We start from the raw sequence: 26,770 nt of genomic DNA on the forward strand, positions 1-26,770 counted from the left end.
GGAATATGGATGAGGCAGTATTTGCCGATTGGGCATTGAAAATCTGCTTAACCGTGCTGATTGTGTTTTTGGGCTTTATCGTGTGGAATCTCGGTAAAGAATCGAAAGCAGGCAAATTCGGCATGTTTGTTTTGTTTTTGGTGTTGGGGCTGGGCGTGTTCGGCTTTATCTTCAAAAACGTATTGATCGAATTTTTCGTATTGTCGAAATAAATATCAAGGCAGGCCGTCTGAACAGTTTTGCATGATTTCAGACGGCCTCTCCGTGTTTAAGCTGTATTTCTTCCCGAAAGAAAACCGATGACTTCTCTTGTTTGGCAGGCAGGGCGTTTTGCTATTGATTTAAGTGCGCCGAAAATAATGGGCATTGTAAACCTCACGCCCGATTCGTTTTCAGACGGCGGCGTGTATTCGCAAACCGTTCAGACGGCCTTGAAGCACGCCGAGCAGCTTTTGAAGGAAGGCGCGGATATACTCGATATCGGCGGCGAATCCACCCGCCCGGGATCGGATTATGTGCCGCCCGAAGAAGAATGGGCGAGGGTGTGGCCGGTGTTGAAAGAGTTGGCAACGTGGGGTGTGCCGGTTAGCTTGGACACGCGCCGCACAGTGGTTATGAAGCAGGCTTTGGAGCAGGGCGGTGTGGACATCATCAACGATGTGTCGGCATTAAGCGATGAAGGCGCGGTCGATTTGCTGGCGCAGCAGGTGCAAACCGGCATCTGTCTGATGCATATGCAGGGTATGCCCGCAACCATGCAGCAAAATCCGCAATATCAAGATGTTGTGCGGGAAGTGGCCGATTATTTGAATGAGCGGACGGCAGCGTGTGTGCAGGCGGGTATCGCGAAAAACCGCATCGTGCTCGACCCCGGCTTCGGCTTTGGAAAAACCTTGCAACACAATATCTTATTGATGCGGCATTTAAACGAACTGGCCAAACAATCCGGCCTGCCGCTGTTAATCGGCGTTTCGCGCAAACGCATGATCGGTGCGCTCACCGGCGAAGAAAACGCGGCCGACCGCGTGCACGGCAGCGTGGCGGCAGCATTGGCTGCCGTTGCCCGCGGCGCGCAAATAGTGCGAGTGCACGATGTAAAAGCCACGGCCGATGCTTTGAAAGTGTGGAATGTGCTGGGAATAAACGCAAATTAAATACCGCGCTTACCGATGCCGTCTGAAATTTTCTTTCAGACGGCATCGTTTATTGTGCCGAATACCAACCGAAAAACCTTGTAAACCGCTGGATACCGCTGCTGGGCTGCTTTACAATACGGGTTCAAGTCTGAACGGAGTGTTTTTATATGGCAAAAAAATATTTTGGAACCGATGGTGTGCGCGGCGAAGTAGGCCAGTTTCCGATTACGCCCGATTTTGTATTGAAACTCGGTTATGCGGCCGGACAGGTGCTGGTGCAGCACGACAGCGGCCAAAAGCCGACCGTGATCATCGGTAAAGACACCCGTATTTCCGGCTATATGCTCGAAGCCGCTCTGGTGGCAGGTTTTACCGCCGCAGGCGTTAACGTGATTCAAACCGGCCCGCTGCCGACACCCGGCATCGCCTATCTTACCCGTGCGTTGCGCCTTTCTGCCGGCGTGATGATTTCCGCTTCGCACAATGTTTATTCCGACAACGGCATCAAGTTTTTTGCCGAAGGCGGCGTGAAGTTGAGCGACGAAATCGAGTTGGAAATCGAAGCCAAGCTGGACGAAGAAATCAAAACCCGCCCGTCCGACCGTTTGGGCAGGGCGCGCCGTGTCAGCGGTGCCGACGACCGCTATATCGAATTCTGCAAATCCACTTTCCCCGCCAACTACGACCTGCGCGGCTTGAAACTGGTGGTCGATACCGCCAACGGAGCCGGCTATCATGTGGCGCCGAAAGTGTTTCACGAACTGGGTGCACATGTGGTGGCCATCAGCGACGAACCCAACGGCTACAACATCAACGAAAAATGCGGTGCCACCCATCCGAAAGCGTTGCAGGCCGCCGTGCTGCAAAACGAAGCCGATTACGGCATTTCGCTCGACGGCGACGGCGACCGCCTGATTATGGTTGACCGCCACGGCAAAGTGTACGACGGCGACAGCTTGATTTATGTGATTGCCAAAGCGCGTGCCGCAGAAGGTTCGGCCATCGGCGGCGTAGTCGGCACGGTAATGACCAATATGGCGATGGAATTGGCTTTGCAAGAACAGGGCGTGGCCTTTTGCCGTGCCAAAGTCGGCGACCGCTATGTGCTAGAGCAGTTGCAGCAGCGCGGTTGGCTGATTGGCGGCGAAGCCAGCGGGCATATTTTGTGCATGGATAAACACAATACCGGCGACGGCATTATTTCCGCCCTGCAAGTGCTGGCCGCCCTGCGCACGCTGAATCAGGATTTGGCTACCGTTTGCGCCGACTGGCAGGCTTTCCCGCAAACCATGATTAACGTGCGGATTCAAAAAGGCCAAGATTGGCAGGGCGCATCGAAAGATGTGTTGGCCGAAGTAGAAAAAGAGTTGGAGGGCAAAGGCCGTGTCGTGCTGCGCGCTTCCGGCACCGAGCCAGTGGTGCGCGTGATGGTAGAAGCACGTCAGGCCGATTGGGCGAAGAAAGGTGCGGAGCGGATTGCCGAGGCGATTCAAAACGCTTCGGATTCTGCCAAAGACAAGAAGTAATTCAGGTATTAATCTTAAGGTGTTTCAGACGGCCGAGGGCAATGGTTTCCGGGTCGTCTGAAATAACATGAGAAACTGTTGGGCAGCATCAAATTTCACCTTATTTTCAGACGGCCTCAAGCGCAGTATCAAGCCCGTTTGCAATACAATGAAGTTTAAACTGCGAAATATCCGGGCAGGCCGATAAGCAATGTTTTCAGACGGCCTGCCTACTCAAACCGATATTTTATTTCACACAATCAAACCAATAAGGGACAAGCGTTATGCTTGCTATTTTAGAAGCTTTCTTCATTCAATACGGTTATGCCGCAGTATTTTTGGTGCTGTTGGCATGCGGATTCGGTGTGCCGATTCCCGAAGACGTTACGCTGGTGGCAGGCGGCGTGATTTCGGGTTTGGGCTACACCAACGTGCATATTATGGTTGTTGTAGGCATGCTCGGCGTGTTGGTGGGCGACGGCCTGATGTTCGCCGCCGGACGGGTGTTCGGCCATAAAATATTGAAAGTACGCCTGATTGCCCGCGTGATGACGCCGCAGCGCTACGCACAAGTTCAGGAAAAATTCGATAAATACGGCAACCGCGTGCTGTTCGCGGCACGTTTCCTGCCCGGCTTGCGTACGCCCATTTTCATCACCGCCGGTATCAGCCGCAAAGTATCGTATATGCGCTTTTTGATGATGGACGGCCTTGCCGCCCTGATTTCGGTGCCGGTGTGGGTGTATCTGGGTTCTTACGGTGCGGAAAACCGTACATGGCTGATGGAAAAAATCCACCAGTTCCAATACGGCTTGTTTATCGTAATCGGCATCGGTGCGGCGGTGCTGCTGTATTTCTTTTGGAAAAAACGCCAACGCCAACGTTTTTTCCGCCAGCACATCCGCGAGCTGCGTTTAAAACGCAAAGAGCGCCAAACCGCAGCCAAAGCCAACCATACGGCGGATTAAGCAAGGTTGCTGTCCGGCAAAAGGCTTTCAGGCCGTCTGAAAGCCTTTGGTTTATTGATTCAGACGGCCTTTAAGCAATAAAGTATGAAAGACAGACATGAGCGGTAAAATTTACGGCGACGGTGCATTCCGTCGCGAATCACTCAAAGGTTCAACCATTGAAAACACTTATTCCGGCGCATTGTCGTTTATGCGCCGCCGCTACACGCGCGATTTGAGCGAGGCCGATGTAGTGGTTTCGGGCGTGCCGCTGGATTTGGCCACCACTTTCCGCCCGGGTGCGCGTTTAGGGCCGGCGGCTATCCGTGCCGCCAGCGTGCAGTTGGCCGAATTGAACCTGTTTCCGTGGGGCTTCGACCCGTTTGACGATTTGGCCGTAATCGATTACGGCGACTGCTGGTTTGATGCGCATCAGCCGTGGACAATTCGTGAAACCATCGTTCAACACGCGCGCGACATCATCAACAACAGCAACGCCAAAATGCTCACTTTCGGCGGCGACCATTTCATCACTTATCCGCTGTTGCAGGCACATGCCGAAAAATACGGCAAACCTTTGAGCCTGCTGCATTTCGATGCCCATTGCGACACTTGGCCGGATGATGCACCCGAATCTTTGAACCACGGCACCATGTTTTACAAAGCCATCAAAGAAGGGTTGATTGAGCCGAAAACTTCCGCCCAAGTCGGCATCCGCACTTGGAACAGCGATTTTATGGGCATGAATATGCTGTTCGCGCCGTGGATTAATGAAAACGGCGTTGAGGCGACGGTAAAACGCATTTACGAGATTATCGGCGACAACCCCGTTTACATCACGTTCGATATCGACTGCCTCGACCCTGCGTTTGCTCCCGGCACCGGCACCCCCGTTCCCGGCGGTTTGAATTCGCATACCGCTCTGGGTATTGTCCGCGCGCTGGGCGATTTGAATATTGTCGGCATGGATGTGGTGGAGGTGTCTCCGGCTTACGATAATGCAGAGATTACCGCCATTGCCGCTGCGCATGTGGCTGCCGATATGCTGTGTTTGATGCGCAATAAAAAAGTGGCGGGTAAGTTGTAAGTGCAAACTTGCTGCGCTGCCGTATAAAAAAACGGGTCTGAATCTTTTCAGACTCGTTTTTTTATACGGGGAAGCGATTTAAAAATCTAGTGAATCAATTTAAAAATAGCATATTGGTCATACTCGGGCTAAGCCCGAGTATGACGTTTTGGTTATTAAGCGGGGGATTAACGATAGCGGCTGGATATAACAAAAATGAATTTTGTTAAAACCAACCATTCTTTCCTTTTTTCAGACGGCCTGTTTAAAGTTGGGCAAAGTCAAACAGCCGTTTTACCGCACAGCGGCAACGGCGGTGTTAACAATAAAAAAGGAAACCCGCATGAGCCAAGCCAATCCGCTGCCACCTGAACTGCCCGCCCAATTAGCCGCGCTTTCGCCCACCCAACTGGCTTGGTTGTCGGGCTATTGTTGGGCGCAGAGCCAGCTGGGAGAAACCGCTTCCGTTCAGACTGCCTTTGCCTCGCCCAAAGCTCCCGCTGCCGAACCGCGCCGCGTAACCGTGCTTTCGGCCTCGCAAACCGGCAACGCCCGCCGGGTAGCCGCCGATTTGCTAGTGAAACTGGAGTCTGCGGGCATCAATGCGCGCTTGGTGGCGGTGGCCGATTTCAAGAGCAAAACGCTGCCCGAAGAAGACATTGTGCTGTTGGTAACGTCCACGCAGGGCGAGGGCGAGCCGCCGGAAGAAGCGGTGCCGCTGTATAAACTGCTGTTCGGCAAAAAAGCCCCCGATTTGAGTAAACTCAGCTTTGCCGTGCTCGGCTTGGGCGATTCTTCTTATCCCAAGTTTTGTCAGGCCGGTAAAGACTTCGATGCCAAACTTGCCGAATTGGGCGCAACCCGTTTAAGCGTGTTGGGCGAATGCGATTTGGATTTTCAGACGGCCGCCAATGCTTGGGTGGAAACCGTTTCCGCCAAAGTGACCGAACTGTGTGCCCAAACCGCAACATCGGTTTCAGACGGCCTCAAGCCCGTTCAAACACCGCCATCTGCCGCACAGGTTTACACGAAAGAGCAGCCGTTTACCGCCTCCCTTGCCGTCCGCCAGAAAATTACCGCCCGCAATGCCGAAAAAGATGTACAACATATCGAAATCGACTTGAGCGGCTCCGGCATCCGCTATCAAGCCGGCGATGCGTTGGGCATCTGGCCGCTGAACGCCCCCGACTTGGTGGCGGAAATTCTGGCCTTGAACAACTTAAACGGCAGCGAAACCGTGCGCCTTGCCGACGGCAGCGAAACCGATATTCAGACGGCCTTAACCGAACATGCCGACATCACTCAAAACACGCCTGCTTTTGTGCAGCAATATGCCGCTTTATCGGGCAGCGAAGACTTGCAGCGCACCGTAGAAAATGCCGAAGCATTGGATACTTATCTTGCCGTTACCCCGCCGGTGGGCGTGCTGGCCGATTTTCCGCATCCGTTGGATGCACAAACCCTGTTCGGGCTGTTCCGCGCCCAAACGCCGCGGCTGTATTCGATTGCTTCCGCGCAAGACGAAGTGGGCGATGAAGTGCATTTAACCGTAGGCATGGTGCGTTACGAACACCACGGCCACACCTACACCGGCGCGGCTTCGGGTTTTGTCGGCAGCACTTTGGAAGAGGGCGGCAGCGTGCGCGTGTTTGTCGAACCCAATCCGCATTTCCGCCTGCCCGAAAACGGTGATACGCCGGTAATCATGATCGGTGCAGGCACCGGCATAGCACCTTTCCGCGCCTTTATGCAGCAGCGCGAAGCCAACGGCGACGTGGGCAAAAACTGGCTGGTGTTTGGCAACCAACGGTTTACCGACGATTTTCTGTATCAGGCCGAATGGCTGCAATACCGCAAAAACGGCCTGCTGACCCGTGCCGATTTGGCTTGGAGCAGGCAGAGCAAAGAAAAAGTGTATGTACAGCACAAATTGGCCGAAAACGCCGCCGAAGTTTGGGCATGGCTGCAACAGGGCGCACATATATATGTGTGTGGCGACGCAACCCGCATGGCGCGCGATGTGGACAATACTTTGTTGGACATTATCGCCGAACAGGGCAAACTCAGCCGCGACGATGCCGAAGAATATTTGAACGGTTTGCGCGAAGACAGGCGTTACCAGCGCGATGTTTATTAACCGCTTAATCAATTGAATGTAAAACCTTGAGGCCGTCTGAAAAAAGTTTTTCAGACGGCCCCGTTGATGTATAAGCGTCATTATGCTGTGTGCAAAAAAGACACCATGCCGACGAGGCGGCAAAGGAAGCGTTTTTATACTTTATCAGCCGCGAAATAAGGCGCATAATGAGACCTTTTTACGCGCGGCAGCACCTTGTGTTTAACGGTAAAAATAGTAATAATGTTACGAATTTTTCCAAGCGCAACTAATCTTCCGTTGCATCCATAACATCAATCAAGAAAGCACGAAAAATGGCGTTAATCGTACAAAAATACGGCGGCACTTCAGTAGGCTCCGCCGAACGCATCAAAAACGTAGCCAAACGTGTCGCCAAAACCCGCGCAGAAGGCCACGACGTCGTTGTGGTGGTATCTGCCATGAGCGGTGAAACCAACCGCTTGGTTGCATTGGCGCACGAAATGCAGGATTTCCCCGACCCGCGCGAATTGGACGTTGTATTATCCACGGGCGAACAAGTTACCATCGGCCTGTTGGCGATGGCGTTGAAAAACATCGGCGTAGATGCCAAGAGCTACACCGGCTGGCAAGTACCGGTGAGAACCGACAACGCCCATACTAAAGCGCGTATCGAAGACATCGACGACAAAGCCATGCGTGCCGATTTGAAAGAAGGCAAAGTGGTGATTGTGGCCGGTTTCCAAGGCGTGAATGCCAACGGCGACATTTCCACTTTGGGCCGCGGCGGTTCGGATACTTCGGCCGTTGCATTGGCTGCCGCTTTAAAAGCCGATGAATGCCAGATTTATACCGATGTGGACGGCGTTTATACCACCGACCCGCGCGTCGTGCCGGAAGCCCGCCGTCTGGATACGGTAACTTTTGAAGAAATGCTGGAGTTGGCAAGCTTAGGCTCGAAAGTTCTACAAATCCGTTCGGTGGAATTCGCCGGCAAATACAAAGTCCGCCTGCGCGTGTTGAGCAGCCTGCAAGAAGGCGGCAGCGGTACATTAATTACCTTTGAAGAGGACAACAACATGGAAAGAGCAGCCGTATCCGGTATTGCATTCGACAAAAACCAAGCCCGTGTCAACGTGCGCGGCGTGCCGGACAAACCCGGTGTGGCTTACCAAATTCTCGGCGCGGTAGCCAATGCCAACATCGAAGTGGACATGATTATCCAAAATGTCGGCGCAGAAGGCACAACCGACTTTTCATTCACCGTACCGCGCGGCGAATACAAGCCCGTGTTGGAGCTGTTGAACGGCTTAAAAGAAAGCATCGGCGCTGCTGAAATCGATGGCGACGATACCGTGTGCAAAGTGTCTATCGTTGGTTTGGGTATGCGTTCGCATGTGGGTGTTGCTTCTAAAATGTTCCGCACCTTGGCAGAAGAAGGCATCAATATTCAAATGATTTCGACTTCCGAAATTAAAGTATCGGTATTGATCGACGAAAAATATATGGAACTGGCCACGCGCGTGTTGCACAAAGCATTTGAACTGGCATAATTTCTTCGGCCTCCATATCAAATAAAAAATACTCACAAGCGTTGGGCTTGTGAGTATTTTTTATGTTCCGGTATGAAATATGGTCAATCAACTTGTTTTTCATACAAGGCAGCAACGCCGTGGTAAAAGTTCAGTTGATTGACTGGCAAATGGCCGGAACAGAGATTTAATCTACCAAATTAACTTTGCCGCGCATCAGCCCCACATGTCCGGGGAAAGAGCAGAAAAATTCGTATTGGTTTCCGGCGGCAAACTTACCGGTATCAACCGTAATGGCAGTTTCTTCACCGCCGCCGATCAGCTTGGTTGAGGCGATAACGCGCTCATCGCCGGCTTTAAGATATTCGCCCTCCACTCCGGCAGCAGCGCCGTCTCGTGCAATGCTGTCCACATCTTCGGTTTTGGAAATAACAATGTTATGACCCATTGCTGCTTTAGGCATTTTGCCGACATGTTTCAGGTTGATGGTAAATTCTTTACATGCTTTGCTGATGTTGATTTCGGAAACATTGTATTTCATTGCATCGTCCGATTCTACAACGGTGCTGCAAGCGGCATCGGCTGCTACGGCAGGAGCCACTTCAGAAACGGCAGCGGCAGGTTCGGCGGCAGGTGCTGATGCAGGTGCGGTGGCAGCGGCAGGGGCTTCGGCTGCCGGAGCTTGTTGTGCAGGCTCTTGAGAACATGCGGTCAAACCTAATACGGCTGCGGAAATGAAAGCTAAATAAAGTTTCATGTGAAAACACTCCTTATGTGTATTGAGTTGTTTGGGTTAGCAGTTTTGAATAATTTGATTTAAACCATATTATTCATGAAAAAAGCTGAAAAATCAGGTTTTCGGATATTTTATTTCAATCTTGATTGAGTTATGTCAAGTTTGCTGTTCAGATGGCCTGCTGACGGTACGCCCGGATGATATTCAGCCCAAAAAGAGTTTATACGCCGCATTATCGGTTTCGTCTTCGTAAACATAACCGAGTCCGTCGAGAAATTCGGCAAATGCTTCACAATCTTGTTGGGGCACATCTACACCCACGAGCACTCTGCCGTAATCGGCACCGTGGTTGCGGTAGTGGAAGAGTGTGATGTTCCAATCGGTTTGCATATTGCTTAAGAATTTTGCCAAAGCACCGGGGCGTTCGGGAAACTCGAAGCTGACCACCCGTTCGTTGGCTACTTTATGCGTGCGGCCGCCCACCATATAGCGTGTGTGGATTTTGGCAACTTCATTATCGGTCAGATCGGTGTTTGGCAATCCGGCGGCGGTGAGTTCCGCGCTGATTTTGGCTAAGTCTTGTACACCGGCCGTCTGAATGCCCACAAAAATATGGGCGATTTGGTCGTCGCCGTAGCGGTAGTTGAATTCGGTAATGTTGCGGCTGCCTATAATGTTGACGAACTTTAAAAAGCTGCCCGGTTTTTCAGGAATGGATACGGCAAAAATGCCTTCGTTGCCTTCGCCCAATTCACTGCGTTCCGATACGTGGCGCAGGCGGTGGAAGTTGATGTTCGCACCGCTGGTAACGGCAATCAGCGTTTCGTCTTGTGCTTGGGTGCGGTTTACATAGGCTTTGAGTCCGGCCAATGCCAAGGCTCCGGCAGGTTCCATAATACTGCGGGTGTCGTCGAAAATATCTTTAATGGCACCGCATACTGCATCGGTATCCACCGTAATAATGTCGTCGAGCAGGTCGCGGCAGATACGGAAGGTTTCTTCGCCTACAAGTTTGACTGCCGTGCCGTCTGAAAACAGTCCCACATCTTTCAGTTCAATCCGCTTTCCTTCTTCGATCGACACTTTCATGCAGCAAGAATCATGGGTTTGCACGCCGATAATTTTAATTTCGGGGCGAACCTGTTTGATAAAAGCGGCAATGCCTGCGGCCAAACCGCCGCCGCCGATGGGCACGAAAATGGCATTGATTTTGCCGGAAGTCTGGCGCAGGATTTCCATACCTACCGTGCCTTGGCCTGCGATTACATCGGGGTCGTCAAAAGGGGCGATATAAGTTAAACCTTCTTTTTCGGCGAGTTCGACCGCATAATCATAGGCATCGTTATAAGATACGCCTTTCAATACCACCTCGCCGCCGCGGTTTCTGACGGCATCCACTTTGATTTGCGGAGTGGTTTCGGGCATCACAATCACAGCGCGACACCCCAAACGCTGTGCCGACAAAGCCACGCCTTGAGCATGGTTGCCCGCACTGGCCGCAATAATGCCGCGTGCCAAAGCTTCTTTGGAAAGCTTCGACATTTTGTTGTACGCGCCGCGAATCTTAAAAGAAAACACGGGCTGCAAGTCTTCGCGTTTCAGCAAAATATGGTTGCCTGCACGGTGGGAAAGACTGCGTGCCTGTTCGAGAGGGGTTTCTACTGCTACGTCATACACAGAAGCATTCAGAATGCGGATAAGATAGTCGGAATAAGAAGGAGTGGCCATAATATTTATTTATTCTAATCAAAGAGGTATCTGTTTTTCCGCAGCAGCGGCAAACATGGAGCAATGAAAAGCGCAAACGCAGGATTGCGCTTCATTCGGCTAACCGCGCCATTGCTGAAACAAACAGGTTAAATAATATTTGAATAAACCCGAAACCATACTCCGCGGGCCGTCTGAAAGCAAGAAAAATCTTAGCAAATGAATACATTAATCGGTATAATGCGCCACTTCAACAAGGCTTGTTTCCGGCGGATATCGTGCTGCCGGAGCGATATAAACATTCCTTTAATAATTTGCAATACTTGCGTTAAGGCATGTCCTTATTCCTACAAGGCCGTCTGAAAATACAGACGGCTGTATCGTTCATAAACATTTAAAGAAGCCACCTACATGAAGAAAACCTTACTCGGCTTGATGATAACCGCCGCACTGATTTGCAACGCCTCTGCCGCAACCGCACCCAAAGCCGATGCACCTGCCCAAACTGCCACGCCGGCGGCTATCGCACTGCCTGAAATTTCCGCCACTGCTTATATTGTGAAAGATGCGCAAAGCGGCCAAATTCTCGCCGAAAAAAATCTCAATGCCCAAGTCGAACCGGCATCCCTTACCAAATTAATGACTGCTTATCTCGCTTTCAAAGCCTTGGATAACGGCACCTTGAAACCGGAACAAATGCTAACCGTATCCGATAAAGGTTGGCGGGCAGAAGGATCACGCATGTTTCTCGATCCCAAAAAGCCGGCCAGTGTCAGCGATTTAATCAAAGGTTTGATCGTGCAGTCGGGTAATGATGCCGCGATCACATTGGCAGAAGCCATCGGCGGCAGCGAAGAAGGATTTGCTTCTATGATGAATACTGAAGCTAAGCGCTTAGGTATGACCAATACTTTTTATACCAACAGCACAGGCTTGCCCGGAGAAGGCCATTTAACCAGCGTAAACGACTTGGTGATTTTGGCGGGAGCCATTATTCGGGATTTCCCCAAGTATTATCCGATTTACGCCATGAAATCGTTTAAATACAACAATATCGAACAACCCAACCGCAATTTGCTGCTTTATCGCGATTCCAGCGTAGACGGATTGAAAACCGGTCATACCAGCAGCGCAGGTTATAATTTGGTTGCCTCAAGCAAACGTAACGGCCGCCGCGTAATCTCTGTGGTCGTCGGTACCGAAAGCACCGAAGCCCGGGCTTCCGAAAGCAGTAAATTATTGAATTGGGCCTTGCAGGCTTACGATACGCCCAAGCTGTATGATGCCAACCAAACCATCTCTCAGGTTAAGGTGTATAAAGGCAGCTCTAATGCCGTTAACGTAGGTTTTTTAAATGCCTCTTACGTTACGATTCCTCACGGTGAAGGCCAAAACATCAAACCGATATTGGAAACCGTTCAGCCCGTATTGGCTCCCATTCAAAAAGGTCAGGTTTTGGGTAAGCTCAAAGTGATGAACGGCAACACCGTGTTGGCAGAAAAAAACGTGGTTGCTTTAAACGCTGTGGAAGAAGCTGGTTGGTTCGGTCGAACTTACGACAGTATTGTGCTTTGGTTTAAGAGCCTGTTTGCCGAAGCATAAACCGATTTGCCAAAGCCGCTTGATAAAGCGGCTTTTTTATGGGGCAAAAAGCCATTCGGAAAACGGGACGAGACCTTTGCAAAACCCCATTTGCGGCGCATTTCTGCGTTGTGCACTGCCCGCTTGTTCGCCTTATATATGATATGTCTGCACTCGCTGTGCTGCTTCAAATTGAACTGTATCCGCATCTGAGAGTTTCGCAAAGGTCTCGGGGCATATAAATAAACATGCTTGTAAAAAATAAATTAATATAGATTCATATATTTATATATTTTTTACCATTAAAGTATAGACAGGCAGGGCAAACCCTATTATTATTCGGTTTCTTGATTCACAGCACTAACGAAGCGTAGTGAAATAAGCACCCGTAGCTCAGTTGGATAGAGTATCTGGCTACGAACCAGAGGGTCGGGCGTTCGAATCGCTCCGGGTGCGCCAAGAATCAAAATCAAATCCGCGCCCATCGTCTAGCGGTTAGGACATCGCCCTTTCACGGCGGTAACCGGGGTTCGATTCCCCGTGGGCGTGCCAAATTTTCAAACCTCTTAAGAATATTTTCTTAAGAGGTTTGTTTTTATTGAGACTTTTGCAAAAGAACAGATGTGGATGCCGTTCAAGCTGAAGCAGTACAGCGAGTGCGGACATATCGCGAATAAACTTATCTCTGTTTTGGCGTAGCCGCGCTTTGCCGCCTTGTATCAAAACAAGTTGATTTGCTATATCGCATGATATGCAAGTGAACGGCGCACAATGCAGAAATCCACCGCGTATGTGAATAAAGACCTCATCCAATTTGGCTCTACTCTTTGCTTTGCATCTGTAGCTTTTGCTTCGGTAGCGCAGCGGATTTTCGAAGCCAGAAAACCGCTTAGCAAGCTCTCTGAAAACACACTTTAGAATCGGATTTCTGTTCCGGTTTCATCAACGCAGCTTTGATGTAAGGCGAAAGGCCGTGTTTTAAAATCGGGCCGGTTGCTGATGTGTTTCTTTTTATGCCGGTTCTTTGATTACTTCCAAAGAACTAGGCATCTACTTAAAAAGCGTTTTTTTTCTCCGCCTTTTTCTTTCGGCTTAAACCCTTTCGATGCATATTTTCTTGAGGGTGGCTGTTCTATATTCCAATTGTAGAAAACTATTTTCAGACAGGCATTGCCCTGTCGGTGCGATAAACAAAAGGAACCCGCCATGAGCCACTTTTTAGACCGTCTGAAATTTTTCAGCCAAAAACACGAACCGTTTGCCAACGGGCACGGGGTGGTAACCGAAGAAAACCGCAAGTGGGAAAATGCCTACCGCAGCCGCTGGCAGCACGACAAGGTGGTGCGTTCCACCCACGGCGTAAACTGTACCGGTTCGTGCAGCTGGAAAGTGTATGTGAAAAACGGGCTGATTACTTGGGAAACCCAGCAGACCGACTATCCGCGCACCCGCCCCGATTTGCCGAACCACGAACCACGGGGTTGTCCGCGCGGGGCTTCGTACAGCTGGTATGTATATTCCGCCCAGCGTGTGAAATACCCGATGATACGCGGCGTGCTGGCGGAAATGTGGCGTGAAGCGCGCAAAACCATGCAACCTGTCGAGGCATGGGCTTATATTGTGGAAGACGAGGCACGTGCCAGATCGTTCAAAACCCAGCGCGGTTTGGGCGGCTTTGTACGCTCTACTTGGGAAGAAGCCAATGAAATGGTGGCGGCGGCCAACGCTTACACCGTGAAAAATTACGGCCCCGACCGTGTGATTGGTTTTTCGCCGATTCCTGCCATGTCGATGGTGAGCTATGCCGCCGGTGTACGTTATCTCAGCCTGATGGGCGGTGTGGCAATGTCTTTCTACGACTGGTATTGCGACTTACCGCCTGCCAGCCCGCAAATTTGGGGCGAGCAAACCGACGTGGCCGAGTCTGCCGACTGGTACAACTCGAATTATCTGATGGTATGGGGTTCCAACGTGCCGATGACGCGCACGCCCGATGCCCACTTCTACACCGAGGTGCGCTACAAAGGCACCAAAACCGTAGCGGTTTCTTCCGATTTCGGCGAGATGGCGAAATTCGGCGATATTTGGTTGGCGCCGAAACAAGGCACCGATGCGGCTTTGGCAATGGCGATGGGGCACGTTATCCTTAAAGAATTTCATGTCGAGAACCCGTCTCCTTACTTTACCGACTATATCCGCCGTTTAACCGATATGCCGATTTTGGTACACCTTGAGCAGGAAGGCAGCGGTTATGCGCCCAAATATTTCCTGCGTGCGTCCGAATTGGAGGGCAACTTCGGCGAAAACGACAATCCCGATTGGAAAACGCTGGCTTGGGACGAGCTTTCAGACGGCCTGATGGTACCCAACGGCTCTATCGGTTTCCGTTGGGACGGCAGCGGTAAATGGAACTTGGAAACGCAAGCGCAAGGCAATGAAGTGCGTGCCGCGCTGTCGCTGAAAAACCGTTCGGACGAAGTGGTGGAAGTCGGCTTTACCTACTTCGGCGGCGAGCACGACGAAGTGATTTACCGCAAAGTGCCTGCCAAACGCATTCCTTTGGCCGACGGCAAAAACGCATTGGTGGCAACCGTATTCGATCTGATGGTGGCCAACTACGGCGTGGACAACGGCTTGGGCTGCGAAAATTGTGCCAAAGATTATTTCGACGACAAGCCTTATACCCCTGCATGGCAGGAAAAACACACCGGCGTGAAACCGGAATTGGTGATTCAGGTAGCCCGCGAGTTCGCCCAAAACGCCCACGATACCGAAGGCCGCAGCATGGTAATTGTCGGCGCGGGTTTGAACCACTGGTACCACATGGACATGGCCTACCGCGGCATCATCAATATGCTGATGATGTGCGGTGCCATTGGAAAATCCGGCGGCGGCTGGTGCCACTATGTCGGCCAAGAAAAACTGCGCCCGCAAAGCGGCTGGATTCCGTTAACGTTTGCCACCGACTGGCACCGTCCGCCGCGCCAGATGAACAGCACCTCGTTCTTCTACGCCCATACCAGCCAATGGCGGCATGAAAAAGTAGCCGTAGATGAAATTCTCGCGCCTAATGCCGACGGCAGCATGGGCAAGCTCTCGATGATCGACTACAACGCCAAAGCCGAACGCATGGGCTGGCTGCCGAGCGCGCCGCAATTGGGCGCAAACCCTTTGGATATTGTCGATCAGGCCGAGGCTGCCAGTGTCGATCCCGCCCAATATGTGGCAGGCCGTCTGAAAGACGGTACGCTGGATATGGCGTGTAACGACCCGGACAACCCGCAAAACTTCCCGCGCAACCTGTTTGTGTGGCGTTCCAACCTGCTCGGTTCTTCGGGCAAAGGGCACGAGTATTTCCTGAAATACCTGCTGGGCACGCAAAACGCCGTGTTGAACGACGAAAACGACGAAGAGTGCATCAAGCCGTCTGAAATCAAGGTTCGCCCCGCAGCAGAGGGCAAACTCGATTTGCTCGTGGTGCTCGATTTCCGCATGTCCACCACCTGCCTATACGGCGACATCGTGCTGCCTACCGCCACATGGTATGAAAAAGACGACCTCAACACTTCCGACATGCACCCGTTTATCCACCCGCTCACCGAGGCCGTGCAACCGCTGTGGCAAAGCAAAACCGACTGGGAAATCTACAAAGGCTTTGCCAAAAAATTCAGCGAAATCGCCAAAGACTATATCGGCGTGCGCAAAGACATCGTGCTCACCCCACTGATGCACGACAGCCCGCAGGAACTCGGCCAGCCGTTTGACCCGAAAGACTGGAAACACGGCGAATGCGACCCGATTCCCGGCAAAACCATGCCCGCTATGACCGTGGTGGAACGCGACTACGGCGCGATTTATGAAAAATTCACTTCCATCGGCCCCTTGTTGGAAAAAATCAACAACAACGGTAAAGGCATGGCTTGGGATACCAAGCACGAAGTCGAATTCCTGCGCAAACTTAACGGCGTGCAAGCAAGCGGTGCAGGCAAAGGCCAGCCGAAAATCGAAACCGCCATCGATGCCTGCGAAATGGTGCTGACCCTCGCGCCAGAAACCAACGGCCACGTTGCCAAAAAAGCATGGAAAGCCTTGGGCAAAGCCACCGGCCGCGACCATACCCACCTGATTAACAGCAGCGAACACACCGCCATCCGTTTCCGCGACATCGTTGCCCAGCCGCGCAAAATCGTTACCTCGCCGATTTGGTCTGGCGTGGAAAGCGAAGAAGTGTGCTACAACGCCGGCTACACCAACGTGCACGAACTCATCCCGTGGCGCACCATCACCGGCCGCCAGCAGTTCTACCAAGACCACAAATGGATGCGCGATTTCGGCGAACACCTGTGCGTGTACAAACCTGCCGTGGACTTTAAAACCACCAAGAAACTTTTGGGCAAATACCCCAACGGCAATAAGGAAATCACCCTTAACTTCCTCACGCCGCACCAAAAATGGGGCATCCACAGCACCTATTCGGAAAACCTGCGTATGCTCACCCTCTCGCGCGGCGGCCCGCATGTGTGGATTTCCGAAATTGATGCCCAAAAAGCCGGTATCGTCGATAACGATTGGGTGGAAGTGTTCAACGCCAACGGCACGATTGCCTGCCGCGCCGTTGTCAGCCAGCGTATTCCCGAAACCATGATCCTGATGTACCACGCACAGGAAAAAATCGTCCACACTCCGGCGGGCGAGGTTTCCAAAAAACGCGGCGGCATCCACAATTCCGTTACCCGTGCCATTCTGAAACCCACCCACATGATCGGCGGCTACGCCCAACTGGCCTACGGTTTCAACTACTACGGCACGGTAGGTTCCAACCGCGACGAATGGGTGATTGTGCGTAAGATGAACAAAGTGGATTGGATGGATACACCTGTGTAACTCATCAGGCCGTCTGAACAACGCCTGCCCGAAAACCGTTTCAGGCAGGCGTTTTTATGACCGATACGAGAAAGGCGAATCGAAATGAACCGGCTCGATATTCTGCATATTGCAGAACATTTAACGGATAATCCCGCAGAATCCATCCGAACTGTGCTTCATCAGGGAAGTGATATGAATCTGGTGCTGTGGCAGCTTCCGCTCGGGGGTATTTTGCCGCCCCACCGCCATCCGGCCGGGGAAGATATTTGGGTGGTGCTGAAAGGATGTGCCGAAATATGGGGCGACGATAACAGCCGACAGGCGGTAGCGGCGGGCGACAGTGTGGTTATCGATACCAGTTGCCGTCACGGTTTGCGCAACACGGGCGAACAAGATTGTGTTTTGCTTTCCGTGCTTAGGCCGCAGGCCGGATTTGAAACGGCTTGAAACCGTAAAAACATTATTCAATCAAGATTTGAATATGGGCAGCAACGTTGCAGTAAAAGTTAAGCTGATTGATTATAGGCCGTCTGAAAAGCGTTAAATGCTGTTCAGACGGCCTCATGCGGTTAAAGCGGTAAAGCTAGCCTTTATGTTGCATAACCGCGGCAAAAAAGCCGTCGGTATGGTGTTCGGCCGTATCCAAACGGAGATATTTTCCGGTATCCAAACCGTTAACTTTGGCTGATTCGAGCAAAGCGGCACAGTCCGACAGTTCGAATTGCGGATGTTCGCTTAAAAAGCGTTCTACCTGCCGTTCGTTTTCTTCGGGCAGAATGCTGCATGTGGCATACACCAAACGGCCTTGCTCTTTAACCAATGCCGAGGCCGCGCTCAGGATATTGTGCTGCTGCTCAAGCAGTTTGGATACGGTTTCGGGCGATTGGCGGTATTTCAAATCGGGGTTGCGGCGCAAAGTACCCAAGCCGGAGCAGGGGGCATCAACCAACACGCGGTCGGCTTTGCCGTTCAGACGGCCTATACGCGGATCGTGTTCGCTGCTGATGCGTTCGGGGTGGATATTGGTTAAACCGGCGCGAACCATGCGCGGCTTGAGATTGGCAAGGCGTTTTTCGGCAATATCAAAAGCATAAATCCGCCCTTTATTGGCTGTCATCGCACCGATGGCCAGCGTTTTGCCGCCTGCGCCTGCGCAAAAATCAACAATGATTTCTCCGCGCTTGGCGCCGGTTAACAAGGCAAGCAGCTGGCTGCCTTCGTCTTGAACTTCCAACGTGCCGTCTAAGAAAAGGGGATGTTTGTTGAGCGCGGCTTTGTCTTGCAGGCGTATGCCCCAAGGCGAATACGGCGTGGCTTCGGCGGCCAAACCTTCGCTTTGCAGGGCTTCCAGTACTTTGTCGCGTTTGGCTTTGACGGTGTTGACCCGCAGATCGAGCGGGGCAGGGCGGCTGATGCTGCGTCCGAATGCGAGTATGGCTTCGTCGTCGTAATGCGCCTGCAAGTGCCTGATCAGCCATTCGGGCAGTTCCGCCGCCGTGCTGAGGCCGTCTGAAAACTCGGCTTTGCGGCTTTTCAGACGGCTTAAAAATTCGCGTTCTTCTTCATTGATCAATTCGCTGATTTGGCTGATGTTGATGCCGCGGCCGAGAACCAAAGCAGCCAGTGCCGCTTGTTTGGCTTGGGCGTGCGGCCGGCGCAGCACTGCTGAAATTTTTTGGTAATGGCGCAGTGCGGCAAATGCGGTTTCGGCGATTTCGTGACGGTCTTGGCGGCCGAGTTTTTTGTGGTCGCGGAAATAGGCGGAAAGCACGGCGTCGGCAGGCTGTTGGAACGTCAGCATTGATGAAAGCACGGCGGCGGTATGGTCAAGTTGGGTTGAATTTATCATAGCGGTATGAAATAGGTATCGGCGCGGATTATCCGTAGCAGGCCGGATAACATTGCATGTGGTTGATGGCGGGCGGTCGGAGTTTTTCAGACGGCCTGCCCGAAAATAAGCAGTCAGGTGCAGCAGGGTAACTTAACACGGGCAGATGATATGCGGTATGGCTACCACTCGCCGCGTTTGATTTTATCGATTTGGCGTCGGTCGCGCTTGGTAGGCCGTCCATCGGGATACGCGGCACTTACGCGGCTGGCTTGGTCGAGCAGTTTTTGCGCTTCGCGTTTCTCGGCCGTCTGCTTGTCTTCTTCATACAGCAACCGCGCTTCGGGAGCGGGGCGGCGTTGGTGGTTGAGTGCCAAAACGGTCAGTTTGTAGGGAAGCGAATTTAAAGTTAAATCGATAACGTCGCCGGCAGAAATGTTTTTGCTGTTTTTCACTTTGGAGCCGTTAACCTGTACGCGTCCCAATTCGATATGCTTTTGAGCCAAGGCACGGGTTTTGAAAAAACGTGCAGCCCACAGCCATTTATCGAGCCGCATCGCAGTATTATCGTGATCGCTTTTCATGTTATTGCCGTGTGATTGAAGTGTGGGCGAGTTTAGCATAAGATACGGGATTGGGTGCAGTGCGAGTATTTGCACTAAAACCCGGGAAATAGAGATACAGCCGTTATATGCAACGGCACAATACACATTAATCAGACGGGCGGCGTGATGAAACACGACAAAATACTGCCGAAACTGCTTTGATTAGCGTATGATTACGTCCGAATCCTATTGATAAGAGCATTAATTATGAAACCCGTTTTCTTGGATTTTGAACAACCTATTGCGGAATTAACGAAAAAAATCGATGAGTTGCGCTTTGTGCAAGGTGAGTCGGCCGTAGATATTTCAGAAGAAATCGTCCGCCTGCAGAAAAAAAGTGCCGATTTAACCAAATCGATTTTCAGCAAACTCACTCCCGCCCAAGTATCCCAAGTATCGCGTCATCCCCAACGCCCTTACACATTAGACTATATCAACACCATTTTTACCGATTTCGAAGAGTTGCACGGCGACCGCCACTATGCCGACGACCATGCCATTATCGGCGGATTGGCGCGCTTCAACGGCCAAAGCGTAGTAGTGATCGGACATCAGAAAGGCCGTGATACCAAAGAAAAAATCCGCCGTAATTTCGGCATGCCGCGGCCCGAAGGCTACCGTAAAGCATTGCGTTTGATGCAGCTGGCCGAAAAATTCCATCTGCCTGTGATGACGTTTATCGACACGCCGGGTGCTTATCCCGGTATCGGCGCAGAAGAACGTAACCAATCGGAAGCCATCGGCCGCAACCTTTACGAATTAACCAAACTGCATGTGCCGGTGTTGTGTACGATTATTGGCGAGGGCGGTTCCGGCGGCGCATTGGCGATTGCCGTGGGTGATTATGTCAATATGCTTCAATATTCCACCTATTCGGTGATCTCGCCCGAAGGTTGCGCCTCTATTTTGTGGAAAACTGCAGAAAAAGCATCCGATGCTGCGCAAGCGTTGGGTATTACCGCCAAGCGTTTGGCCGAATTAAAATTGATCGACCGCGTGATTGAAGAACCTTTGGGTGGTGCCCACCGTGATCATGCCGAAATGGCAAAACGCGTTAAGGATGTGTTGGCCGAGCAACTGCGTATGGCGCAAGATATGCCTATGTCCGACCTGCTTACCCGCCGTTTCGACCGGATTATGTCTTACGGCCAATTTGTAGAGAAATAAACCGGGCATCAATACAAAAAACAGCAGGCGTTAAAACCTGCTGTTTTTTTATATTGAAATGCCCGTTCGTGCCGCAAGCGTGAAGCTTTGCGGCTGCGCTGCCTATTTAAACGACGGTAACGGTTTAAGGCCGTCTGAATTAGCCCAAACCGCTTTTTTCAGCTAAAATAAGCGGCTATTTGATCCCGATTTATCAGGCCGTCTGAAACGGTATGTTCTTCTTTTTCAGACGGCCTCTCACAGAATAACGAGCAGCATGTCTAACTCAATGAAAAACATTAGAAACTTTTCCATTATCGCCCATATCGACCACGGCAAATCCACACTGGCCGACCGCTTTATCCAATATTGCGGCGGCTTGGAAATGCGCGAAATGAGCACGCAGGTGCTGGACTCGATGGATATTGAAAAAGAGCGCGGCATTACCATCAAAGCGCAAACCGCCGCCCTGAACTATAAGGCGCGCGACGGGCAAACCTATCAGCTCAACCTAATCGACACCCCCGGACACGTCGATTTTTCCTACGAAGTGTCCCGCTCGTTATCTGCTTGCGAAGGCGCGCTCTTGGTTGTGGACGCTTCGCAAGGCGTGGAAGCGCAAACCGTGGCCAACTGCTATACCGCGATTGATTTGGGTGTGGAAGTGGTGCCCGTGCTGAATAAAATCGATTTACCCGCAGCCGACCCCGACCGCGTGGCGCAGGAAATCGAAGACATCATCGGTATCGATGCTGTCGGTGCAGTAACCTGCTCTGCCAAAAGCGGCTTGGGCGTGGAAGACGTGTTGGAAGAAATCGTTGCCAAAATTCCTGCTCCCGAAGGCGATGAAGATGCACCCTTGCAAGCCATGATCATCGACTCTTGGTTTGATAATTATGTCGGCGTGGTGATGCTTATCCGCGTTAAAGAAGGCCGTCTGAAACTGAAAGACAAGCTGCTGTTTATGAGCACCAAAGCCGAAACGCAGGCGGAGCAACTTGGTGTGTTTACGCCGAAATCGGTTCAAAAACAAGAATTAAAAGCCGGCGAAGTAGGCTTCCTGATTACCGGTATTAAAGAATTGAATGCCGCCAAAGTTGGCGACACCATTACTTTGACAGCCAATCCTGCCGAAAAAGCTCTGCCCGGTTTCCAAGAGGTTCAATCGCAGGTATTTGCCGGTTTGTATCCGGTGGAAAGCCACGATTACGAAGCCTTGCGCGATGCTTTGGAAAAACTGCAATTAAACGACGCTTCGCTGAAATTCGAGCCGGAAGTTTCTCAAGCCTTGGGTTTCGGTTTCCGCTGCGGCTTCTTGGGGTTGTTGCATTTGGAAATCGTGCAGGAACGCTTGGAGCGCGAATTCGATATGGATTTGATTACCAGCGCGCCGACGGTGGTATATGAAGTATTGCTGAAAAACGGCGAAAAAATCGAAGTGGAGAACCCGTCCAAACTGCCCGATGTCGGCAGTATCGACACGATATTCGAGCCGATTATCACGGCCACGATTTTGGTGCCGCAGGAATATGTGGGTGCGGTGATGACCTTGTGCAACCAAAAACGCGGCGTGCAAAAAAACATGCAATACATGGGCCGCCAAGTGATGCTCACTTACGATCTGCCGATGAACGAAGTGGTGATGGATTTCTTCGACAAGCTCAAATCCACTTCACGCGGCTATGCTTCGTTGGATTATGAGTTTAAAGAATTCCAAGCGGCCGATCTGATTAAGCTGGATATTATGGTGAACGGCGAAAAAGTCGATGCTTTGAGCCTGATTGTCCACCGCTCCAATGCCGTGTTCCGCGGCCGCGAATTGGCGGCGAAAATGCGCGAACTGATTCCGCGTCAGATGTTCGATATTGCCGTACAAGCGGCAATCGGCAGCCAGATTATCGCCCGCGAAACCGTAAAAGCCCTGCGTAAAAACGTATTGGCCAAATGTTACGGCGGCGATATTACGCGTAAGAAAAAACTTCTTGAAAAACAGAAAGCCGGTAAACGCCGCATGAAGCAGGTCGGCAATGTGGAAATTCCGCAGAGCGCGTTTTTGGCTATTTTGCAGGTTGGGGATAAATAATGAGTAAAACATTGATACTGGGCGCAATTGCCGCTTTGATCATCGGTTTCGTGCTGTTTGCCAGAAGCAACAAACAGCGTGAAGAAAACGGTGAGTGGAGCAATTCGCTGCAATGGGGCTATTTGCTGATGATGGTCGGCATATTCGGCGTGCTGTCGGCATTCATGAGTTTTACCGCAGTTTTGCTGATTTTCGTGTTGATTACAGGCGTAATCTGGTTTGTCCATAAAGGCCGTCTGAAAAAACAACCTGAACATCATGGCAGCAACAACCACTTTACCGATTATTTGGGCGGCTTTTTTCCCATCATTTTAGTGGTATTTGTGCTGCGTACATTTGTTGCAGAGCCTTTTCAAATTCCCTCAAGCTCGATGAGGCCTGGGTTGGTAGTAGGTGATTTTATTTTGGTGAATAAATTTGCCTACGGTATCCGAACCCCGATCATCAATAATGTATTAATTCCCACCGGACAAATACAGCGCGGTGATGTTGCGGTATTTAATTATCCGGAAGACCCTAAAATCAATTACATAAAGCGGATTGTCGCCCTGCCCGGGGATGTTGTCGAATATCAAGATAAGGTATTGACGATCAACGGCGTGAGGGAAAAAGACATACTCAAAGGCACATATTCTTATCAAGATGATCAAGATCCTTCATTAAATAGAGAAGCTAAAATTTATCAGGCTTCCGTATTCGATCATGATTTCGATGTGTTAAAAATGGATGATGTTCCGGCGGTAGATTTGAATGCGGTGAATTTTGTACAGCACAGAATGGCCGAAGCCGGCTTGCAAAGCGGCCTGATTGAAAACTGCCAATATGCGGCAGACGGAAGCGGCTTTGCGTGCAAAGTGCCTGAAGGTCATTACTTTGCACTGGGCGATAATCGGGACGGAAGCTCCGATTCGCGTTATTGGGGTTTTGTGAGTGATAAATATATTGTCGGAAAAGCCTTTTTTATTTGGATGAACTTCCGCGATATGAGCCGTATAGGAACGACTATCCGTTAATCATCTCTTTTTGTTTGGAAAAGCCGAATTCGAGTTGATCGAGAATTCGGCTTTTTTAGTGCACGGCTTTTGAAGGCTTTTAGTATTAATGCAAGCAGCATTCGAGATATCTAAAATTTGAGACATTTGTGTCCAATCTGAATAAGGTGTTTGCTCATTGATTTAATTAGGCAGATTTATAGTTAATCAGCTTATTTTTAATACAAAGCAGCAAGCCGTAGACAATACAAGTAATACGAAACCTACTCCGTTACCGCTTCAGCGGCTTATACAATCGTTCTCTGTTGAGCTAAGGACCAGCAACATCGTAGTAAAATTTGATTGACTATAACATGTTTCATTAAAGAATTGGATACTATATTATAGTTTTTAAGTTAATTATTATTAATCAATAAAATAACATGTATAAACATAAGATAACTAAATCTGATAAAAATAAATAAATTTCAAATATAGTGATAAAAACTTTTACAAATTGCTAATTAATGATAATAAAATTTTATTTTTATGTCTTTTTTGAAATAAAAATTTGTTTCGGTAAGCGTTTGTTCATTATAAATGTGTAACTCAAGAATCTATCTCAATATTTATCATTTTTATGCATTAGAATTACTTCAAAAGCATAATTATGCTTAATGAATACATGTTTGTATAATGAAATTGCGAGTTTCATCTAAATTTATTATTAAATTAGGTTAATTATTGTTATATTTTGATATATGAATTGGAAGCAGATAAGAATTTAAAATTTATTATTTCAATGTAATATAACTACAACTTTATATGTTGATGAAGTATATATAATTTATTTTTTAATATACATAGATGTATGTAAAATTTTCTTTACTTATCAAAAAGATAACTTTAAAAATAGTAATTTTAAAAATAGATTGTAAGTTTTTTATGGATATAATCATCATAAATCCACTACATAGTCATTTTCTTAAAGCCGTATAGTTTAAGTGATAGGTTATCGGTGGATTTATTGCAGTGCGGGAGTTGTATATCCCTTTTTATTTGTTTCTGATCATCAAATCAAATATTTCATATTTGATTTAGAGGGTCTGTTTAACTTGTTTATGAAAGGAATGTATCATGAAAAAATTGACTGCTGCTGTCGTGGCTTTGGGTATGAGCGCTTCTGTTTTTGCTGCCGGTTCTTTCAACCAAGCTGTTTTGAGCGGTAAAGATGCTCAATTGGTTGTTTCTACCGGTTATGCTAACGCTCAAGGTTTGAACGTGATCAATGCCAATGATTCAATTACTAAAGTTGATCAAGGTGTTTTGATCAACAACTTGGATCTGGAATTGAAGAATGCTGCTTACACTACTCAAGGTGCCAACGTAGTTGTTGCCGGCAAGGAAACTAAGAACGTAGATCAAGAAGCTTGGGTTAACGAAGTTAAAATGAAAACCACCAATGGTTCTTACAACACTCAAGGTGTAAACGTAATTGAATTGAAATAAGCAGTAACTTGCTAATGGGGGTCGGTAGTTGAAATGGATTTATTTTGCTGCCGACCCCGTTTAACAATTTGATGTTTTGATGTATGGAAGGCAGGATATCATGATGAACAAATTGCTAAAGTTAACAACTCTTTTATGTGTTTCTTCAATGCTGGTGCCTGTGCCGTTGATGGCAAAACATCCGGGTTATCCTGATATACCTTCTACAAGAACAAAAGCCATGCCGCATAAGATGATTATGGAAGCACGGGTACGTCCTCAAAGAACAAGAACTGACGGCTACCATGTTACCGATCCTTATGGAAATTCATATTATGTTGATAATGTCATCAAGCCTAAATGTGCTTTTTATGCGAACTATATCAACACAGACTCCTCAGCCCTCAATCGTGCAGGAAGAGTTAATCAACCGAAAATTTCAAGCAAAGCTTATATTGGTAAAGTGACTATTAAAGGCTGCAATTAACTATTTTTTGAATTAATTTGATTAAGATTAATTGATAGGGAGAAAGCGTTATCATGAAAGCTTATGCTTTAAGGATTTTAGCTTTGGCTGTATTGTTTTCAGGCTGTTCATCGCAATCGGTAGATTATGTTTCTACTGCCGCTACGCCTAATTATACTGAATCTTCTTTAGATAAATCTTTAGACTGCGTAGGTAGGGAGTTTGAAGAATTTACCAAAACCAGCCCTCGGGTTTCTTTGTTTATCGTGTCTAATGTTATTGATGGAACGGTAAGGCAGCAGGCATTGCACAGTCCGTTGGCCGATGCGGGTGCTTTTCATTTAAAAACGCGTATCCATGCATTGTTTCCTTATACTTTAGCAAAAGTAGTGAAAGAAGAACCTTTGATTTTTCAGGCTGTTAACGGGCCGGTCGGAATCAATGCGTTCGGTTTGGTAAATACAAATTATTTGAAAGCTTATCAAGACGGTAATCTGTCGTCTATCAATTTTATTCGTAATCAAGCCGGGTTATCTCCCGCTTCTTACCTTCAATTGATCCCGATTGAGGCGGCATTTACACGCAACGACCAAGAGGATTTTTTCAATAGAGGCCGTGGTGCCAATGCTTCACAAAGCAGAGCCAGAATACAGGGTAATATTGATTACGGTTCGAGCAGTTCATCGAAAATCATTAGCTTAGCCGTAAATGTAAATGATCCTTCCACTAACACTATTGCTTATGCCACTTCTTTCGACTTGAAATATTCGGCGAAAAGAAAAGAATTCAGCATACAGTTAACGGGTAAAGAACCGGGCATCGGCTATTCGTTTTCTTCGGGACAAGTGGAAAGTGTGCAAAGTGCACAACAGGTTTTGCTTGATGCTGCCAGTTTGTGGGTTGCAGACTTGGCATATCCCGAATTACAGTTGCAAAAGAAATGCTCCCCGAAAAAATCTTAAACTGTCAGCTTTATTTAAGACATAATCCGATGGGTAGAAGTCGGTTATAG

General features: G+C 49.5%; 20 protein-coding genes and 2 tRNA genes. 18 read left to right on the top strand and 4 right to left on the bottom strand.

Annotated elements, in window-relative coordinates:
- Window positions 1–5: 5 nt before the first annotated feature.
- The 7 genes from LVJ88_RS04060 to LVJ88_RS04090 all read left to right on the top strand — a co-directional run bounded on the left by LVJ88_RS04060 (window position 6) and on the right by LVJ88_RS04090 (window position 8,302).
- The gene (locus tag LVJ88_RS04060; protein ID WP_054599247.1) at window positions 6–212 is read left to right on the top strand and encodes a DUF2788 domain-containing protein; all 207 of its coding nucleotides are present in this window, start codon (window positions 6–8) and stop codon (window positions 210–212) included.
- 87 nt (window positions 213–299) lie between these two features.
- Window positions 300–1,154 carry a dihydropteroate synthase gene (gene folP, locus LVJ88_RS04065; protein WP_085418760.1) on the top strand — a complete coding sequence of 285 codons (855 nt, stop codon included), beginning with the start codon at window positions 300–302 and terminating at the stop codon, window positions 1,152–1,154.
- A 149-nt stretch (window positions 1,155–1,303) separates the two neighbouring features.
- Window positions 1,304–2,662: a phosphoglucosamine mutase gene (gene glmM, locus LVJ88_RS04070; protein WP_085356769.1), complete on the top strand. Its 1,359-nt coding sequence runs from the start codon at window positions 1,304–1,306 to the stop codon at window positions 2,660–2,662.
- Between the two features lie 263 nt (window positions 2,663–2,925).
- A complete protein-coding gene (locus LVJ88_RS04075) occupies window positions 2,926–3,609 on the top strand; it encodes a DedA family protein (RefSeq protein ID WP_085418761.1) in 684 nt (227 codons plus the stop codon).
- 97 nt (window positions 3,610–3,706) lie between these two features.
- A complete protein-coding gene (gene speB, locus LVJ88_RS04080) occupies window positions 3,707–4,675 on the top strand; it encodes an agmatinase (protein ID WP_054599243.1) in 969 nt (322 codons plus the stop codon).
- Between the two features lie 322 nt (window positions 4,676–4,997).
- Complete coding sequence (locus LVJ88_RS04085) at window positions 4,998–6,791, top strand: assimilatory sulfite reductase (NADPH) flavoprotein subunit (protein ID WP_085418762.1); 1,794 nt, start codon at window positions 4,998–5,000, stop codon at window positions 6,789–6,791.
- A gap of 293 nt (window positions 6,792–7,084) precedes the next feature.
- Window positions 7,085–8,302, top strand: coding sequence for an aspartate kinase (locus LVJ88_RS04090; RefSeq protein WP_085418763.1), 1,218 nt, complete (start codon window positions 7,085–7,087; stop codon window positions 8,300–8,302).
- A gap of 166 nt (window positions 8,303–8,468) precedes the next feature.
- Here the strand turns inward: LVJ88_RS04090 and azu are convergent, their stop codons facing one another.
- Window positions 8,469–9,038, bottom strand: coding sequence for an azurin (gene azu / locus LVJ88_RS04095; RefSeq protein ID WP_085418764.1), 570 nt, complete (start codon window positions 9,036–9,038; stop codon window positions 8,469–8,471).
- Window positions 9,039–9,221: 183 nt separating this feature from the next.
- On the bottom strand, window positions 9,222–10,745 hold the full coding sequence (ilvA, locus tag LVJ88_RS04100; protein ID WP_085356773.1) for a threonine ammonia-lyase, biosynthetic: 1,524 nt from the start codon (window positions 10,743–10,745) through the stop codon (window positions 9,222–9,224).
- Between the two features lie 390 nt (window positions 10,746–11,135).
- On the opposite strand from ilvA, the gene LVJ88_RS04105 reads away from it, so the two are divergent.
- The 5 genes from LVJ88_RS04105 (at window position 11,136) to LVJ88_RS04130 (ending at window position 17,618) form a co-directional block, all read left to right on the top strand.
- Window positions 11,136–12,326, top strand: a complete 1,191-nt coding sequence (locus LVJ88_RS04105; RefSeq protein WP_054599238.1) for a D-alanyl-D-alanine carboxypeptidase family protein — start codon at window positions 11,136–11,138, stop codon at window positions 12,324–12,326.
- 361 nt (window positions 12,327–12,687) lie between these two features.
- Window positions 12,688–12,764: transfer RNA gene (locus LVJ88_RS04115), tRNA-Arg, on the top strand.
- 18 nt (window positions 12,765–12,782) lie between these two features.
- A tRNA-Glu gene (locus LVJ88_RS04120) sits at window positions 12,783–12,857 on the top strand.
- 654 nt (window positions 12,858–13,511) lie between these two features.
- Window positions 13,512–17,189, top strand: coding sequence for a nitrate reductase subunit alpha (locus LVJ88_RS04125; protein ID WP_085418765.1), 3,678 nt, complete (start codon window positions 13,512–13,514; stop codon window positions 17,187–17,189).
- 84 nt (window positions 17,190–17,273) lie between these two features.
- Window positions 17,274–17,618, top strand: coding sequence for a cupin domain-containing protein (locus tag LVJ88_RS04130; protein ID WP_085418766.1), 345 nt, complete (start codon window positions 17,274–17,276; stop codon window positions 17,616–17,618).
- A 136-nt stretch (window positions 17,619–17,754) separates the two neighbouring features.
- Here the strand turns inward: LVJ88_RS04130 and LVJ88_RS04135 are convergent, their stop codons facing one another.
- Together LVJ88_RS04135 and LVJ88_RS04140 are read right to left on the bottom strand one after the other, a co-directional pair.
- Window positions 17,755–19,017 (bottom strand): RsmB/NOP family class I SAM-dependent RNA methyltransferase, encoded by a 1,263-nt coding sequence (locus LVJ88_RS04135; RefSeq protein WP_085418770.1) that lies wholly within the window; start codon window positions 19,015–19,017, stop codon window positions 17,755–17,757.
- Window positions 19,018–19,181: 164 nt separating this feature from the next.
- Window positions 19,182–19,583 carry an RNA-binding S4 domain-containing protein gene (locus tag LVJ88_RS04140; RefSeq protein ID WP_085418767.1) on the bottom strand — a complete coding sequence of 134 codons (402 nt, stop codon included), beginning with the start codon at window positions 19,581–19,583 and terminating at the stop codon, window positions 19,182–19,184.
- Window positions 19,584–19,811: 228 nt separating this feature from the next.
- Here LVJ88_RS04140 and LVJ88_RS04145 point away from each other — a divergent pair, with 228 nt between their 5' ends.
- From LVJ88_RS04145 to LVJ88_RS04170, 6 genes are all read left to right on the top strand, one after another.
- Complete coding sequence (locus LVJ88_RS04145) at window positions 19,812–20,771, top strand: acetyl-CoA carboxylase carboxyltransferase subunit alpha (RefSeq protein WP_054599233.1); 960 nt, start codon at window positions 19,812–19,814, stop codon at window positions 20,769–20,771.
- A 268-nt stretch (window positions 20,772–21,039) separates the two neighbouring features.
- Window positions 21,040–22,833: a translation elongation factor 4 gene (lepA, locus tag LVJ88_RS04150; RefSeq protein ID WP_085418768.1), complete on the top strand. Its 1,794-nt coding sequence runs from the start codon at window positions 21,040–21,042 to the stop codon at window positions 22,831–22,833.
- Entirely contained in the window at window positions 22,833–23,846 is a 1,014-nt protein-coding gene (gene lepB, locus LVJ88_RS04155) for a signal peptidase I (protein ID WP_085418769.1), read from the top strand. Before lepA ends, lepB begins: the two co-directional genes overlap by 1 nt.
- 1,095 nt (window positions 23,847–24,941) lie before the next feature.
- A complete protein-coding gene (locus LVJ88_RS04160; protein WP_085417715.1) occupies window positions 24,942–25,313 on the top strand; it encodes a hypothetical protein in 372 nt (123 codons plus the stop codon).
- Between the two features lie 100 nt (window positions 25,314–25,413).
- Window positions 25,414–25,779, top strand: a complete 366-nt coding sequence (locus LVJ88_RS04165; protein WP_125940149.1) for a hypothetical protein — start codon at window positions 25,414–25,416, stop codon at window positions 25,777–25,779.
- Window positions 25,780–25,832: 53 nt separating this feature from the next.
- Window positions 25,833–26,720: a hypothetical protein gene (locus tag LVJ88_RS04170; RefSeq protein WP_085417716.1), complete on the top strand. Its 888-nt coding sequence runs from the start codon at window positions 25,833–25,835 to the stop codon at window positions 26,718–26,720.
- Window positions 26,721–26,770: the final 50 nt, after the last annotated feature.

This window comes from Neisseria dumasiana, from assembly GCF_022870885.1.
GTDB classification, from domain to species: domain Bacteria; phylum Pseudomonadota; class Gammaproteobacteria; order Burkholderiales; family Neisseriaceae; genus Neisseria; species Neisseria dumasiana.

Coding starts and splice junctions, on each gene's coding strand:
- LVJ88_RS04075 (WP_085418761.1), top strand. CDS start 2,926: ATGCTTGCTATTTTAGAAGCTTTCTTCATTCAATACGGTTATGCCGCA.
- LVJ88_RS04085 (WP_085418762.1), top strand. CDS start 4,998: ATGAGCCAAGCCAATCCGCTGCCACCTGAACTGCCCGCCCAATTAGCC.
- LVJ88_RS04165 (WP_125940149.1), top strand. CDS start 25,414: ATGATGAACAAATTGCTAAAGTTAACAACTCTTTTATGTGTTTCTTCA.
- LVJ88_RS04060 (WP_054599247.1), top strand. CDS start 6: ATGGATGAGGCAGTATTTGCCGATTGGGCATTGAAAATCTGCTTAACC.
- azu (WP_085418764.1), bottom strand. CDS start 9,038: ATGAAACTTTATTTAGCTTTCATTTCCGCAGCCGTATTAGGTTTGACC.
- ilvA (WP_085356773.1), bottom strand. CDS start 10,745: ATGGCCACTCCTTCTTATTCCGACTATCTTATCCGCATTCTGAATGCT.
- lepB (WP_085418769.1), top strand. CDS start 22,833: ATGAGTAAAACATTGATACTGGGCGCAATTGCCGCTTTGATCATCGGT.
- LVJ88_RS04170 (WP_085417716.1), top strand. CDS start 25,833: ATGAAAGCTTATGCTTTAAGGATTTTAGCTTTGGCTGTATTGTTTTCA.
- glmM (WP_085356769.1), top strand. CDS start 1,304: ATGGCAAAAAAATATTTTGGAACCGATGGTGTGCGCGGCGAAGTAGGC.
- LVJ88_RS04160 (WP_085417715.1), top strand. CDS start 24,942: ATGAAAAAATTGACTGCTGCTGTCGTGGCTTTGGGTATGAGCGCTTCT.
- LVJ88_RS04145 (WP_054599233.1), top strand. CDS start 19,812: ATGAAACCCGTTTTCTTGGATTTTGAACAACCTATTGCGGAATTAACG.
- LVJ88_RS04130 (WP_085418766.1), top strand. CDS start 17,274: ATGAACCGGCTCGATATTCTGCATATTGCAGAACATTTAACGGATAAT.
- LVJ88_RS04090 (WP_085418763.1), top strand. CDS start 7,085: ATGGCGTTAATCGTACAAAAATACGGCGGCACTTCAGTAGGCTCCGCC.
- speB (WP_054599243.1), top strand. CDS start 3,707: ATGAGCGGTAAAATTTACGGCGACGGTGCATTCCGTCGCGAATCACTC.
- lepA (WP_085418768.1), top strand. CDS start 21,040: ATGAAAAACATTAGAAACTTTTCCATTATCGCCCATATCGACCACGGC.
- LVJ88_RS04125 (WP_085418765.1), top strand. CDS start 13,512: ATGAGCCACTTTTTAGACCGTCTGAAATTTTTCAGCCAAAAACACGAA.
- LVJ88_RS04105 (WP_054599238.1), top strand. CDS start 11,136: ATGAAGAAAACCTTACTCGGCTTGATGATAACCGCCGCACTGATTTGC.
- LVJ88_RS04140 (WP_085418767.1), bottom strand. CDS start 19,583: ATGAAAAGCGATCACGATAATACTGCGATGCGGCTCGATAAATGGCTG.
- folP (WP_085418760.1), top strand. CDS start 300: ATGACTTCTCTTGTTTGGCAGGCAGGGCGTTTTGCTATTGATTTAAGT.